Source organism: Bacillus infantis, from assembly GCF_008180445.1.
In the GTDB taxonomy this organism is placed as follows: Bacteria; Bacillota; Bacilli; order Bacillales; family Cytobacillaceae; genus Bacillus_AB; species Bacillus_AB infantis_B.
Genome location: NZ_VTER01000006.1, coordinates 347113 through 360519, shown reverse-complemented (window position 1 = coordinate 360519; position 13407 = coordinate 347113). Strand labels below are relative to the sequence as shown.

At 43.9% G+C, this 13407-nt stretch carries 14 protein-coding genes; 5 read left to right on the top strand and 9 right to left on the bottom strand.

Going from position 1 to position 13407, the window contains the following annotated elements:
* The first annotated feature begins 45 nt into the window (after positions 1-45).
* A complete protein-coding gene (locus tag FZD51_RS13135; protein ID WP_148975188.1) occupies positions 46-645 on the top strand; it encodes an SCO family protein in 600 nt (199 codons plus the stop codon).
* Between the two features lie 168 nt (positions 646-813).
* On the opposite strand, the gene FZD51_RS26615 is transcribed toward FZD51_RS13135, so the two are convergent.
* On the bottom strand, positions 814-948 hold the full coding sequence (locus tag FZD51_RS26615) for a hypothetical protein (RefSeq protein ID WP_009793811.1): 135 nt from the start codon (positions 946-948) through the stop codon (positions 814-816).
* Positions 949-1255: 307 nt separating this feature from the next.
* On the opposite strand from FZD51_RS26615, the gene FZD51_RS13130 reads away from it, so the two are divergent.
* Positions 1256-2875, top strand: a complete 1620-nt coding sequence (locus tag FZD51_RS13130) for an ABC-F family ATP-binding cassette domain-containing protein (RefSeq protein WP_148975187.1) — start codon at positions 1256-1258, stop codon at positions 2873-2875.
* Between the two features lie 85 nt (positions 2876-2960).
* On the opposite strand, the gene FZD51_RS13125 is transcribed toward FZD51_RS13130, so the two are convergent.
* Positions 2961-3098, bottom strand: a complete 138-nt coding sequence (locus tag FZD51_RS13125) for a YuzL family protein (protein WP_148975186.1) — start codon at positions 3096-3098, stop codon at positions 2961-2963.
* 105 nt (positions 3099-3203) lie between these two features.
* Between FZD51_RS13125 and FZD51_RS13120 the strand changes: the two genes are divergently transcribed.
* Positions 3204-3449, top strand: coding sequence for a YkuS family protein (locus FZD51_RS13120; protein WP_148975185.1), 246 nt, complete (start codon positions 3204-3206; stop codon positions 3447-3449).
* 67 nt (positions 3450-3516) lie between these two features.
* Here the strand turns inward: FZD51_RS13120 and FZD51_RS13115 are convergent, their stop codons facing one another.
* From FZD51_RS13115 to FZD51_RS13105, 3 genes are all read right to left on the bottom strand, one after another.
* Positions 3517-4680 carry a D-alanyl-D-alanine carboxypeptidase family protein gene (locus FZD51_RS13115; RefSeq protein WP_148975184.1) on the bottom strand — a complete coding sequence of 388 codons (1164 nt, stop codon included), beginning with the start codon at positions 4678-4680 and terminating at the stop codon, positions 3517-3519.
* Positions 4681-4930: 250 nt separating this feature from the next.
* Entirely contained in the window at positions 4931-5917 is a 987-nt protein-coding gene (locus tag FZD51_RS13110) for a glycine-rich domain-containing protein (RefSeq protein WP_262380908.1), read from the bottom strand.
* A gap of 76 nt (positions 5918-5993) precedes the next feature.
* Positions 5994-7211, bottom strand: coding sequence for a DHH family phosphoesterase (locus FZD51_RS13105; protein ID WP_148975183.1), 1218 nt, complete (start codon positions 7209-7211; stop codon positions 5994-5996).
* 166 nt (positions 7212-7377) lie between these two features.
* Between FZD51_RS13105 and FZD51_RS13100 the strand changes: the two genes are divergently transcribed.
* Positions 7378-7833: a cupredoxin domain-containing protein gene (locus FZD51_RS13100; protein WP_148975182.1), complete on the top strand. Its 456-nt coding sequence runs from the start codon at positions 7378-7380 to the stop codon at positions 7831-7833.
* Between the two features lie 637 nt (positions 7834-8470).
* On the opposite strand, the gene safA is transcribed toward FZD51_RS13100, so the two are convergent.
* Positions 8471-9094: a SafA/ExsA family spore coat assembly protein gene (gene safA / locus FZD51_RS13095; RefSeq protein WP_148975181.1), complete on the bottom strand. Its 624-nt coding sequence runs from the start codon at positions 9092-9094 to the stop codon at positions 8471-8473.
* Positions 9095-9278: 184 nt separating this feature from the next.
* On the opposite strand from safA, the gene FZD51_RS13090 reads away from it, so the two are divergent.
* Positions 9279-10328 carry a hypothetical protein gene (locus tag FZD51_RS13090; RefSeq protein ID WP_148975180.1) on the top strand — a complete coding sequence of 350 codons (1050 nt, stop codon included), beginning with the start codon at positions 9279-9281 and terminating at the stop codon, positions 10326-10328.
* A gap of 79 nt (positions 10329-10407) precedes the next feature.
* Here FZD51_RS13090 and nadE read toward each other — a convergent pair whose 3' ends face one another.
* From nadE to FZD51_RS13075, 3 genes are read right to left on the bottom strand one after another with little or no spacing between them, the layout of a single operon-like run.
* Positions 10408-11232 carry an ammonia-dependent NAD(+) synthetase gene (gene nadE / locus FZD51_RS13085; protein WP_148975179.1) on the bottom strand — a complete coding sequence of 275 codons (825 nt, stop codon included), beginning with the start codon at positions 11230-11232 and terminating at the stop codon, positions 10408-10410.
* Between the two features lie 15 nt (positions 11233-11247).
* On the bottom strand, positions 11248-12711 hold the full coding sequence (locus tag FZD51_RS13080; RefSeq protein ID WP_148975178.1) for a nicotinate phosphoribosyltransferase: 1464 nt from the start codon (positions 12709-12711) through the stop codon (positions 11248-11250).
* A gap of 16 nt (positions 12712-12727) precedes the next feature.
* Positions 12728-13273 carry a cysteine hydrolase family protein gene (locus FZD51_RS13075; RefSeq protein ID WP_148975177.1) on the bottom strand — a complete coding sequence of 182 codons (546 nt, stop codon included), beginning with the start codon at positions 13271-13273 and terminating at the stop codon, positions 12728-12730.
* Positions 13274-13407 lie beyond the last annotated feature (134 nt).

The following is a 13407-nucleotide window of genomic DNA, read 5'->3' as shown; positions in this document are numbered from 1 at the left end:
TCATTTTTTCCTTCTCTTCCCTATTCTTAAGTGGGAGGGAACGAAATGAAGAAACTTTATTGGATCAGCTCTATCCTTATTGCTGCCGGGATTTCTGCCGGGATTGCTTTTTTTGTCATCAGGGATCATTCAGCAGAAATTCCTGAAGATCTATCATTAATTGATGAAAATGGTGAAACCTACGATTTCGGCGAGCGTGGACAGACCTTAACATTAGTTGAATTTATTTATACCCATTGTCCTGATATCTGTCCCACAACAACGCAAAAAATGAATATGCTCAGAAGCGATCTGGAGAAAGATCATGTTTTTGGCAATAAAGTAAAATTCATGACAGTAACCATCGATCCTTATCGCGACACACCTGAAGTGCTGAGTAAGTATATGGACACTTTTGATATCAAAAAAGACGGGAACTGGGTGTTCCTGACTGGAGACCAAGACAGCATGAAAGAAGACCAGCAGGAAATACAGGAGCTCGCCAATGCTTTCCAGTTTCAGTACCGTGATCCCGGGGATGGCTTCTATGTGCACAGCACCTATGTTTATCTCCTGGATAAAGATAATAAATATATTAAAAAGTTCCCAATGGGTGAAAGTTTTGATAGAAAAGAAGTATATAAGAAGATTTTGAAGGAGCTGTAAAATCCAGGTTCCCACGGCCGGGATTTTTACTTGAAGCACGAAAAAGGCTGACTGCCGGAGAGGCAGATCAGCCTTTTGTAATATATTCATTCGTATGTTTCTTATGTTCTTCAGGCTGCACAACAGGAGACAGCTGTATATATGCCTGTCTCCTGTACCTCTCTGGTCTCAGTTCGTTGAGGAAGATATCTTTCCGGCCTGGTTAATGTGCAGCAGGTAGTCAGATTTTGGCTTAGTGAAGCTTATCTTTATGCCGGATTTTTTCAAACGGTTAACTAAATCGACGAGCTGCTTTTTAGCCATGTCAAAAAACTCCTTTGTTTTGCCTGTATGTTTTCATTTTACATGAAAAATATGAAAAAACTATGACATTCGGCAAATTAAATGTGAATAATTTTTGATAATTTTATTTATAAAAATTGGCAAGCATTCTGAGTCAGCTGATTTACTCTATCTATTTCCCATTTCTTCTCAGCTGAAACTTTTTCTCTTGCCTTTCTTCTTTTTCTGCCTTTTTCTTTTCATCAGGACCTGTCGGAAAGATTCGCTCTTGGACGCTGAAAGTGTTATAATTCTTACGATATTGTTTTTTTGGAGGAATCAAACCTATATGATAACTGTGAGCAACGTAGGTCTTCGTTATGGCGACAGGAAGCTGTTCGAAGATGTTAATATTAAATTCAATCCCGGGAACTGCTATGGCCTTATCGGCGCCAATGGTGCCGGGAAGTCGACTTTCCTGAAAATCCTCTCTGGAGAAATCGAGTCCCAGACGGGTAATGTATCACTTGGCCCAGGAGAACGCCTTGCAGTATTAAAGCAGAACCATTATGAGTATGAGGAGCATGAGGTACTTACGACGGTCATCATGGGCCATGCCCGCCTATACCAGGTTATGCAGGAAAAAGACGCCATCTATATGAAAGCTGATTTCTCTGATGAAGATGGAATGAAGGCAGCTGAGCTGGAAGGTGAATTTGCTGAATTGAACGGCTGGGAAGCTGAATCTGAAGCGGCCATCCTGCTTAAAGGCCTTGGCATTGGCGAAGAGCTCCATAATAAAAAGATGGAAGATCTTACAGGATCAGATAAGGTAAAAGTCCTGCTTGCACAGGCACTTTTTGGCAAGCCTGATGTCCTTCTGCTCGATGAGCCTACAAACCACTTGGATATCAAAGCAATCCGCTGGCTTGAGGAGTTCCTGATCAACTTCGAAAACACCGTCATTGTTGTTTCCCATGACAGGCACTTCCTCAATAAAGTTTGTACGCATATTGCCGATCTTGATTTCGGAAAAATCCAGGTTTATGTCGGGAACTATGATTTCTGGTATGAATCAAGCCAGCTGGCTTCCAGGATGGCTTCTGATGCAAATAAGAAAAAAGAAGAAAAAATCAAAGAGCTGCAAAGCTTTATTGCCCGTTTCAGTGCAAATGCGTCAAAATCCAAGCAGGCAACTTCCCGGAAAAAGCTGCTCGATAAGATCTCCCTTGATGATATCAAGCCTTCTTCCCGCCGTTATCCTTATGTTGGATTCACGCCTGAGCGCGAAATCGGAAATGATCTTTTAAGGGTGGACAGCATCAGCAAGACGATCGACGGTGTGAAGGTGCTCGACAATGTCAGCTTCATCATGAATAAAGACGACAAGATCGCCCTTGTCGGTACAGATGAAATTGCAAAAACGGCATTATTCAAAATCCTTACCGGAGAAATGGAACCGGACAGCGGTTCATTCAAATGGGGCATCACGACTTCGCAGGCGTATTTCCCTAAAGACAACTCGCAGTATTTTGAAAACAGCGAACTCAACCTTGTTGACTGGCTGCGCCAATTCTCCCCTCAGGATGAGAGTGAAAGCTTCCTGCGCGGATTCCTTGGCAGAATGCTGTTCTCAGGCGAAGAAGTGCTGAAAAAAGCCAGCGTGCTTTCCGGTGGAGAAAAAGTCCGCTGCATGCTTTCAAAGATGATGCTGAGCGGTGCAAATGTGCTTCTTCTTGATGAGCCGACAAACCATTTGGATCTTGAATCCATCACTGCATTGAATAACGGACTGACAAGCTACAAAGGTTCCATGATCTTCGCTTCTCATGACCATCAGTTCATCCAGACCATTGCAAACCGGATCATTGAAATCACTCCGAATGGCACTGTTGATAAGCAAATGACTTATGATGAATACTTGGAAAACGCAGACCTGCAAAAACAGGTAGCTGAAATGTATAAATAAAAATGAACCAGGAAAGCACTGCTTTCCTGGTTTTTCTTATTCCTGATCCAGTTCCGTTCTAGTATCAGGCTAAGGTTTTCAGGTGTCAGACATCTTGTTTTTTTGTCTTTTTTCTTGCTGAATCAGCTTTGATCCTGCCTGTTTCACTATTGGTCGTGCCCTGTCCCTCGACATCAGGCGAGCTTAAGCCGGTTTTGGAAGGATCTTTTTTATGCTTGGCCATCTTAAACACCTCCATTAATTACTTTTAACTCCCAAGCCCCATCTCATTCCTGGGAATAAGACCACGCTCTTTCAGGCATCATAACATTCAGAGGAGGTGTTAGTTATGGCGAAACGTATTGCGGTAGAACAATCTCTTACCAATATCCAGGAGGCACTCCGTGCGAAAGGCTATGATGTAGTTGACATGAAAACACAGGAGGATGCCCAGAATTGCTCCTGCTGTGTAGTGACAGGACTGGACTCCAATGTAATGGGAATGCAGGATACTTTCACTCAATCTTCAGTCATCGAGGCAAACGGGTTATCGGCAGATGAAGTTTGCCAGCAGGTTGAATCAAGGCTTCAATAAATGGCGCAGAAGACTAAAGGTTACTCTTTAGTCTTTTCTTTTATAAAAAGGCATTGAATCAGCTGATTCAATGCCTTTGTTTGATTCTGCGGTATATTTTCCGTGACATAATGTAAAGAGAAGCCAGTACCAGCACAAATACCATGTAAAAGACCCCTGACTTAACCGGTGTCTCCTCAATTTTCTGTGCCTGGACCGCTTCAGAAGGACCTGCTGCTTTTACGGCCTCCGGCTCGAGGGGGAAGATTTGAATCAGTTTTCCGCTTCCATCAACAATTTTCAAAAGGCCTTCTTCGGTGACAATTTTTTCAAAATGATTCAGCGGTAATGTGACAAAGCGGTCTTTTCCGCTAAAATAACGCTGGTCCCCTTTTTGAAAGGAAGTTTCTTTGCTGATCACCGAAGACTTGAAACGGCTGAAGCCGTAGTCAAATAAGGTTTTTGTATCATTATAGATATCCCTCTTGAAATCTGCTTTCATGACGATTGCAGTCAGCTGTATTTTTCCGTTTTCTGCCGATGTGGCCAGCGTCTGCTTGCTTTCGTTCACAAACCCTGTCTTTCCGCCGGTTATCCCGGTATATGGCACTTCCCCTTTAAGCATCCGATGGTGGGTAAATATCGTTGTATCCCAGCTTTCTCCATCCCATGCGAGCTCTTTTGTCCCGTAGATCGTTCTGAAGGCATTGTTTTTCAAGGCATAGCTGGTAATAAGAGCCATGTCCTCAGCTGTTGTATAATGTCTTTCATCAAACAAGCCATGCGGGTTTGTGAAATGAGTATTATGGACATGCACTTCTTTTTCCAGGAATGTGTTCAAATTTTTCTCAAACTCTTCCATACTTCCGTCAAGATGCTCGGCAATTGCCGCAGCAGCATCATTCCCTGAGTTTATCAGCATCCCCTCGATCAGGTGCCTGAGTGTTGTCTTCTCGCCTTCTTCTAAATAAACCTTGGTCCCTTCTGTTTCAACAGCACTCCTGCTGACAGTCACCATGTCATCCAGATTTCCTTTTTTTATTGCATAAATAGCAGTGGCAATCTTTGTCAGGCTGGCTGGATACATCCGGTCAGATCCATTTTTGCTGTATAAAATAGCATTTGATTGCGAATCAATTAAAACCGCAGCCTCACTCACTATGGCAGGTTCCTTTTCTTCTTTTGCATCAGCGTTTTGTCCGGCGTGTACAGTAAGCATGAAAATCATTAAAGCGGATAAAAATTTCTTCATCTGTCAATCTCCATTTGCTGATTTTGATAGTGCTAAATTCCCTAATTTTGATTGTACCAAAATATTTTGCGGCAAATGGGCTTGTTTATGAATTGTTACAAAAATGAAAAATAACAAATTTGGTGAATGTTGAGACTGGGCAGGCAGCTGGCCAAATTTAAAAGCCATCTATTATGACGGCTTCAAACAGTCTGCTTTTTTAAAAAGCTGCATATTCAGTTTGAACACTTTTTTCCAGCGCAGCAGAGTTCTAGCTTCCCCCGCAGCCGCCACCTCCTCCGCAGCTTGAGCAGCTGGATCCGCTTGAACAGTTCGAACCCCCTGAACAGCTGCCGGAATCTGAATCATGATCAGTGCTGCAGGCAAAACCGGAACAAGAGGTCGCACCCGCATACCCGCTCTTCATCATTTCCACAGGAAGCACCTCTTCAATATGTGATGAATAATCATCATGCTCATACATCGAGAAAAATACGGCTGCCGGAAGAAGCATGCTCATATCATGGGAAGAAGAAATCCGCGTGAATGGCTTTTTTTCATTTTTGCTGAAAGTCATTTCTGCTTCCCGGATGTCAATTTTGAGCTGCCGGATCAGATAAAGCTGAACATCTCTTGCTGCTTCTCCTTCCCTGAAATACTTTGCCATAAGCTCTCCTTCAGATTTGGTTCTGAAATCATGCAAAATGCCCTGCTCTATCGGTGTTCTTAAAAATTCTCCCCAAATCAAGCGGCTGTTTCTTGCCGGAGAAAATACCTGAAGGTAGACCCAGTCGAAAAAGGCTCTTTCCCCTGGGATGGGAACTGTCTCCATATTAGGTGTGTGGTGCAAAAAGCTGTTGTAGAACTTTTTCGAGAAATTCTCATAATCTCTAGTGAACATAAGCATCTCATGCCAGACTGCGTCCACTTTCCCGCTGAACATCGGCACCGATTTTAAGATGCTGCTTAGCACAAAGAATCTTTTAAGCTCAAAGAATACCCAGTCAAAATGCTTTTCCGACCAGGAAGGATGCTCTTTAAGCATTCTGTTTTTTATATTGGACTGAAATCCGTCAGACAGCGCCTTTTCTAAATGCTGTGCAAGCGATTTGGCTGCATCATTTTCGATGCCAAGCCCTTCAGGCAATTCATCCGCATACAGCCTCGGACGCCTTTTTCCTTTATTGCCGCTGATGATAGAAACCGCCATACCTAAGATGAATACGAAAACGATGATAAATACAATGAAACCTGCCATTTTCCCCCTCCTTATGACTGATACTACCATTATATTCTGTCATGCCTGTTTTTTACAGGAAAAAACCGCCATATTATTAATGGCGGTTTTCCTTGCTGGAATTCAATTTTGCTTCAAGGAAAAAATCTTTTAAATAATCGATGAAAATTTCGTCCCTGGCCAGCCAGGCGGAATGGTTCCTTTTAAGGTCATGTTCCGCAGCCGTAAAGCTGTCATATTCTTCCCCTGCCGTGCGGCCATTCACATCAATTCTCCATGAGCCGTTGTCCTTGAAGATGAGGAAATGATCTCCCTTTTTGTTCTCAAAAAGAGAGCCTGAACCGGATTCTTTATGATTATGTTCATTTTTATAGGCGTCACCCTTAATGGGTTCATCTGAAAAAACGTCCTTCACAAAAAGGGAAAATGCCTCTTCAGTCATGCTGCTGCCTGATGCTTTGGCATGCCCGCCGCCTCCGAACCTTCCCGCTATTTCTGAAACATCGATATGATCATGGATGGTCCTGTAGCTTATCCTTTTACCGCCTATGCTGAGCAGGGCAATATAGTCCAGGTGAGGGAATTCCTTTCCAAGCTCATTGCCAAGCTCGGAATGGTAAGATTCCGCGTGGACAATTCCCGCACAATGATCCCCTATAAAAGCCTGGACGATTTCCCGCTTTTTTCTTCTCATATAACGCTCAATCTTGCCTTCTTCCATTTCGAGAAGTTTTTTCTCAAATTCATCAAACTCGAATGATGCGCTGTCTTTAAGCCGGTCGAGCATTTTCTCTTCAAATTCTTCTATGGAAAGAAGGAAGAAGAGATCATTCAGCTGTTTTGCCTTCATGTTCCCGTTCTGGTCCCATTCCCATGTATCATATTGCCTGACGAGCTCTACAAATTCTTGAAGCGCTTCTGTTGGGGTAATATGATTTTCATTTATCAGGTAATCAAAGAAAAGGGAGGTGGCTGAAGCCAGCCTTCCGTCATCATATTCCACGGTAACGCTCGCCCAGCTGCTGGCATTCAGATGCAGAGCCGACTTGTGATGATCGATCAGCTTTACGGTCCCGCCTTCCTTTTGCAGCTGGCTTAACCGCTGTTCATTTTCTTCATTAACAGATAAATCTGTAATCAGCAGTATATCCTGTTTCTTTTCTTTGTTTTTCAGCCGGTCCAAATGCCGGCTGATCTGTATATCCAATCCGGAGACCGAATTATAGCGGACTTCTGCCTTGTCACCATATGCAAGCTTTGCTAAAATGCCGCAGCCTATCCCATCAAGATCGTTATGTGTAAATAATCGGTACATACTACACCTCGCCAAAATTGTTGTCCTGAATAGTGTGGTGAAACTTTCCTGTTTTATGCCTTTTACCCAGCTGGAACAAAAATTAAAAATATTTTGTGCAATAAGACAAGTTCCCCCGTCCCCCTGGCATATCTTTAATATAGATCAATTCAAAGGGGGATCTTATATGCCATTTTTAGTTTTAAAAAGAAGTACCGTTATTTTCGCACTGGTTCTGCTGGCAGCTGTCGTGTCGGCAGCAGGCTGGTTTTTTCTGGGGAAGGACAGCTTAAGTGTGTTCAGCCAGGATAAAGCAGCGACGGCACCAAGGGAAATACACATGGTCACTGGCGAATTCAAGGCGACGCTGCCTGATGGCAAGGAACTTGAAGCATACCGCTGGGATCCTGGAACGATTTTCATCAAGGAAGGCGAAGAGGTCGTTTTAAAGATTTCCGGCATCAACGGCATGGAGCATCCATTCATCATTGAAGGAACTGATATAAAAGGGATTGTGAAAAAAGGCGGTGAAACATCAGTTCCGGTCAAGATTGATAAAGAAGGCATTTACCGCCTGGTCTGCCTTACCCATCCTGATAGAGACAGCAACGGGCCGATGATCGGGTATATTGTTGTGGATTGAAAGGGACCTCCGCCTTTATGTTTGCCGGGTGGTTGAGATTGGGAAAGGGAATATGTTGAAATTTTTGTTTTTTTCTGCTTGGAAGGAAGGATATCTTGAAACCTATTTGATAAAACAAAGGCGGTTCCGATTAGTGGAGAAATTAAGATCTCAGATCAGAGTGCCTGATGTATTCTACCAGAGACACTCTGCTTAGCATTTCTCGGATCAGAGTGCTTCATATCATCCATTTGAGACACTCTGCCTAGCATTTCTCGGATTAGAGTGCTTCATATTATCCGACTAAGACCCTCTGGTGAGCATTTCACGAAACAGAGGGTTCCAGTTCAGCCGACTAAGACCCTCTGGTGAGCATTTCAGGAAACAGAGGGTTCCAGTTCAGCCGACTAAGCCCCTCTGGTGAGCATTTTACGAAACAGAGGGTTCTAGTTCAGCCGACTAAGCCCCTCTGGTGAGCATTTTACGAAACAGAGGGCTTCAGCGCACTAGGCTGGAACCCTTTTTTTATGAGAAACAATCTGCTGTTTTATATAGCCTTAGCTTAACTGATGGCCGCTGGAATGTATATTACTCGATATTGTCACTGAATGAGAGCTTGGCCCTTTATTCGTTCACGTTAACAGCCGCCAATGCCTTCCTATCGCCCAATAAACATCTGTGTCCAGTAATGGCCGTAGCTGCCTCCTTTGGCGTATCCGACGCCGATTTCGGTGAAGCTGCTGCTGAGGATGTTTTTGCGGTGGCCTTCACTGTTCATCCAGGCGGTGACTGCTGCCTGAGGTGTGGATTGGCCGGCAGCGATATTTTCTCCTGCTGTCCTGTAGGAGATTCCAAAGCTCTTCATCATATCAAACGGCGTACCATAGGTTGGAGAGTTGTGGTCAAAATAGTTTCTGCTGATCATATCCTGTGATTTGTACCTTGCCGTCCTTGAAAGCTCCCAATTGGACTTTAAAGGCTTCAGGCCGTATTTCGCCCTTTCTTTGTTTACCAGCTGGACTACCTGTTCTTCGGCTGATTGTTCGGCTGCTGCGGAAGGAATGGTGATCCTCTGGCCAGGATAAATAAAATGAGGGTTTGTGATATGTGAATTCAGATTGATGATTTCTGTGATGCCCGCCTGGTACTGCTGGGCTATTTTCCACATCGTATCCCCTTTTTGTACAGTATGTACGGTTGAAGCGTCCGCTGTTAAGCGTGTTCCAAAGACAAAGGTGACGGAAAGCAATAAAATGATAGAATATTTCAGTAATGTTTTCATACTGCTATTTAACCAGATAGATAGTCTCGGAGCCAGCGGTAAATATTGGCCATTTTTGCGGGATTTACCCTCTCTGATGAAACTTGGAAAAGAAGTCAAATATTCATAAACTTTTCACAAAGCTGCAATCAAAGACCTTCTTGCACTCCCTTGTTTCCTATATAATGGAAATGAGGTGAGAACTATGTTGTTGTCCATTAAAAGGTATGATAAAAGTATTTTTGCAGTACTTGCAGGCATGGTTATCGCAGCAAACTGCCTGCTTTATCGGACATCTTATTTAGCTCCTGTCCCTAAGGGAGTTTATTGGGGCACGTTGGTGGATTTGTATATTGTCCTGCCAGCTATGGTTTATTTTCTCCTTCTAAGGAAAAAACACTCTATTCTGTACTTAAGCCCCGTCCTTCTTGCCGCTTATGGGCTCTCGCAACTCATCATCCCTGACGGGCATCTGCAATCAGCCAATATGCTGCGTTTTATGCTTGTTCTGGGAGAAGTCTTTGTCCTCTCAGCAGCACTGCTGGGAAACAAAGAAAAATTTTGGCGGTTTTTTAAAGAACTTAAAGAGCGGAACCGCCAAGATTCTTTCCTGAAATATAATCTTGAAAAAACCGCAGAAAAACATTTTTCTGATTCAGCGGCTCTCAGGCTTTTAATGTCTGAAATCGCCCTTTTCCACTATTCCTTATTTTCTTGGAAAAGAAAGCCTGTCACAGACACTGGCACTGTATTTACCTATCATAAAAAGAAAAGCTCATCGGCCGTTTATATCATGCTGATTCATGCAACAGTTTTGGAATCGGTTGGACTGCACTTCTTTCTGCATCAATGGAATGCGGCTATTTCTTATATTCTTCTTATATTGAATGTGTATGCAGTATTGTATTTCATCGCAGAGCTGCATGCCATGCGGCTGACCCCTTATCTATTGACACAAGAAGTCCTTTTGCTGCAAACAGGTCTTTCTAAAAGCATGGAAGTGAAACTCGGCAATATTGAGAGCATATCTTTTTACGAAGGTCCCGAAAAGTTTACAAAAACAGAACTGCAAACTCTCTATGATGCAAGGGCTATTGACTTTATGCAGGAAAAGCCGCAGATCGAAATCAGGCTTAAGGAGCCTGGGAAAGTACTGATGCCTTTCGGAATTGTCCAGCAGGCTGACCGGATTGTTCTGGATGCTGATGATCCGCAGGCATTCGCCGAAGAACTTAAATCCAGGCTTCCAAAGTAAGAAAAGCCGTCCACTGATTGGACGGCTTTTTATTAGTATTTACTGGCTCCGTCCGGCATTTCTGCCATTGGTCCGTTTTTTATTTTTTCCACCAGCTGTCAAACATGGAAGCAGGCAGCTGTCTTTTATGTTCGGTGATCAGGTATCTTTGTTCAATCTTTTCTGCTGATTCAGATGAAACCTCTTTTCCTTCCAGGTAATCATCGAGCTCATCATAGCTGATCCCCAGCTCAGTCTCATCCGCCTGTCCCGGCTTATTATCAAGAAGGTCGGCAGTAGGAGTCTTGAGGTAGAGGCGTTCTTCTGCACCCATTTCCTTCAGGAGCGCCTTCCCCTGGCGTTTCGTGAGGCCTGTGAGAGGAAGTATATCTGCTCCGCCGTCGCCATATTTCGTAAAGAAGCCGGTAACTGCCTCTGCTGCATGGTCTGTGCCGATGACAAGTAGTCCTTCCTGGCCGCCAATAGCATACTGGGCAATCATGCGCATCCTGGCTTTTACATTACCCTTATGATAATCAGACAAAGGCTCGCCTTTTGTGATTGTGTCAAATTCTTCTTTAACGGCATCTACAGCATTTTTTACATTGAAAGAGTATTCTGAGTCAGCCTTGATAAATGAAAGAGCAAGCTGCGCGTCATCCTCATCCTGCTGCACTCCATACGGAAGGCGGACGGCTATGAAGCGTGCCTCATGCCCTTCACTCCTCAATTCCTCCACTGCCATCTGGGCCAGCCTGCCGGCAAGGGTTGAATCCTGGCCCCCGCTGATTCCGAGCACATATCCTTTTGCCTTGGAGGCCACCAGGTAATCCTTCAAGAATTGGACTCTATTTCTGATTTCTTCAGAAGGATTAATTTCTGGCTTAATATTCAACTCTTCCATAATTCTTTTTTGCAGATTCATTTTGTTTCTCCTCCTTTATTGATTCCGTTTCACCTTTTCTCTGACTTGCTCAATATTGCGCATTTTATTTTCCCAGCATAATGTGCTCAGATCGACCGGATATTCCTCAGGATTGAGGGAGCGCTTATATTCATCCCAGAGCACATGCAGATTGCTCTTTGCAAAAGCCTGTATTTTGTTAAGCTCAGGGGTTTCATATACAAGCTTGCCATCACGGAAAATATCATGATGCAGCTCCTGTGCCTTAAAGCTGGTGATGAATTTGCTGATAAAGGTATGGACCGGATGGAACATTTTCAGCCTTTCTTCTTCTTCAGGCCGTTCATGCTCCATGGCAATATAGTCGCCCTCTGATTTTTGATTAGCCGTATTGATGATTCTGTAAACCTTTTTCAGGCCAGGGGTTGTGACCTTTTCAGGATTGCCGCTGATTTTGATGGTGTCTTTCATGTTGCCTTCTTCGTCCTCAATGGATACAAGCTTATAAACGGCACCGAGTGCAGGCTGCTCATAAGCTGTGATAAGCTTTGTCCCAATGCCCCATGTGTCTATTTTTGCTCCCTGGGCTTTCAGGTTCATGATGGTGTATTCATCGAGGTCATTGGATGCCACTATCTTTGCATTAGGGAACCCGGCTTCATCCAGCATCCTTCTGGCTTCTTTTGAAAGATAGGCAAGGTCGCCGCTGTCCAGCCTTATCCCTATAAAGTTGATCTTATCGCCAAGTTCCTTCGCAACCTTAATGGCGTTTGGAACACCGGATTTCAGGGTGTCATAAGTATCTACCAGGAATACACAGTCTTTATGCCGGCGTGCATATTTGTGGAATGCTGTATATTCATCCCGGTAAGCCTGTACAAGCGCATGTGCATGTGTACCGGAAACAGGGATGCCGAACAGCTTGCCTGCCCGCACATTGGAGGTAGCATTGAAGCCTCCTATATAGGCTGCTCTTGTTCCCCAGATCGCAGCATCCATTTCCTGTGCTCTTCTCGTTCCGAATTCCATTGCCGTTTCCTCGCCGACCACCTGCTTGATGCGGGAAGCCTTGGTTGCAATGAGAGTCTGGTAATTAATAATATTCAAAAGCGCCGTTTCAACCAATTGCGCCTGGGCAAGCGGGGCCTCTACCCTCATGATCGGCTCGTTTCCGAAAACAAGTTCACCTTCTGCCATGGAACGGACAGACCCGGTGAATCGCAATCCAGCCAGATACTCCAGGAAATCTTCCCTATAGTGAAGCTCATCCCTTAAATAAGCAATATCACTTTCTGTAAAACGGAAATCTTCCAGATAGCTTATCACCCTTTCAAGGCCGGCAAAAATACCATAGCCGTTCCCAAACGGAAGTTTACGGAAAAACAGTTCAAAAACCGCTTTACGGTTATGTACACCATCCTCCCAGTAAGTTTCAGCCATATTGATTTGATATAAGTCAGTATGAAGAGTCATACTGTCGTCCATATACTTTCCAGTCATGTCCTACCTCCAAAGATTACTGTATTACCGAAGCATTCAGGCTGCCTTTAAAATGTTCCAGGGCCCAGCTGTGGCCTGCCTGGTTAAAGCTTGCGACCGCCTTCTCATGCACGATGATTTTAAAGCCTTTATTATAAGCATCCACAGCTGTATGAAGAACACAGATATCGGTACAGACACCTGCCAGGTGGAGTTCTTCTATCCCCCGCTCCCGCAGCTTAAGCTCGAGATCGGTTCCTGCAAAGGCGCTATAGCGCGTTTTGTCCATCCAGTAGACATTTTCCTTACTCTGGTGCTGCATAAACACATTTTTCAGGCTGCCATATAAATCCCGCCCTTTAGTCCCTTCTATGTTATGGGGCGGATATAGCTCTGTTTCAGGATGAAAAGGATCATTTTCTTTGTGCAGATCAATGGCAAAAACGGTATAATGCCCTTCCTTTATGAAGGTCTCAGTAAGGTTTGTTATGTATTCTTCGATTTCCTGGGCAGGCTTGCCGCACGGCAGGGCTCCGATTACAAAATCATAAGTGTAATCAATATTGATTAATGCTTTTTTCATACAGAATTCCTCCCTTGCTTCTTAAGAATAAATCTATTATAAGCCAATTCATGGAAGGAATCATCCCGGAGCTTTCTCCAAAATGGTTCATCTTTTACGATGATACCCCAACTTAAAGCTATTTACTCTTATAA

What these genes read in the sequence shown, in the direction of transcription:
- FZD51_RS13135 (WP_148975188.1), top strand. Translation starts at nt 46, where the DNA reads ATGAAGAAACTTTATTGGATCAGCTCTATCCTTATTGCTGCCGGGATT.
- FZD51_RS26615 (WP_009793811.1), bottom strand. Translation starts at nt 948, where the DNA reads ATGGCTAAAAAGCAGCTCGTCGATTTAGTTAACCGTTTGAAAAAATCC.
- FZD51_RS13130 (WP_148975187.1), top strand. Translation starts at nt 1,256, where the DNA reads ATGATAACTGTGAGCAACGTAGGTCTTCGTTATGGCGACAGGAAGCTG.
- FZD51_RS13125 (WP_148975186.1), bottom strand. Translation starts at nt 3,098, where the DNA reads ATGGCCAAGCATAAAAAAGATCCTTCCAAAACCGGCTTAAGCTCGCCT.
- FZD51_RS13120 (WP_148975185.1), top strand. Translation starts at nt 3,204, where the DNA reads ATGGCGAAACGTATTGCGGTAGAACAATCTCTTACCAATATCCAGGAG.
- FZD51_RS13115 (WP_148975184.1), bottom strand. Translation starts at nt 4,680, where the DNA reads ATGAAGAAATTTTTATCCGCTTTAATGATTTTCATGCTTACTGTACAC.
- FZD51_RS13110 (WP_262380908.1), bottom strand. Translation starts at nt 5,917, where the DNA reads ATGGCAGGTTTCATTGTATTTATCATCGTTTTCGTATTCATCTTAGGT.
- FZD51_RS13105 (WP_148975183.1), bottom strand. Translation starts at nt 7,211, where the DNA reads ATGTACCGATTATTTACACATAACGATCTTGATGGGATAGGCTGCGGC.
- FZD51_RS13100 (WP_148975182.1), top strand. Translation starts at nt 7,378, where the DNA reads ATGCCATTTTTAGTTTTAAAAAGAAGTACCGTTATTTTCGCACTGGTT.
- safA (WP_148975181.1), bottom strand. Translation starts at nt 9,094, where the DNA reads ATGAAAACATTACTGAAATATTCTATCATTTTATTGCTTTCCGTCACC.
- FZD51_RS13090 (WP_148975180.1), top strand. Translation starts at nt 9,279, where the DNA reads ATGTTGTTGTCCATTAAAAGGTATGATAAAAGTATTTTTGCAGTACTT.
- nadE (WP_148975179.1), bottom strand. Translation starts at nt 11,232, where the DNA reads ATGAATCTGCAAAAAAGAATTATGGAAGAGTTGAATATTAAGCCAGAA.
- FZD51_RS13080 (WP_148975178.1), bottom strand. Translation starts at nt 12,711, where the DNA reads ATGACTGGAAAGTATATGGACGACAGTATGACTCTTCATACTGACTTA.
- FZD51_RS13075 (WP_148975177.1), bottom strand. Translation starts at nt 13,273, where the DNA reads ATGAAAAAAGCATTAATCAATATTGATTACACTTATGATTTTGTAATC.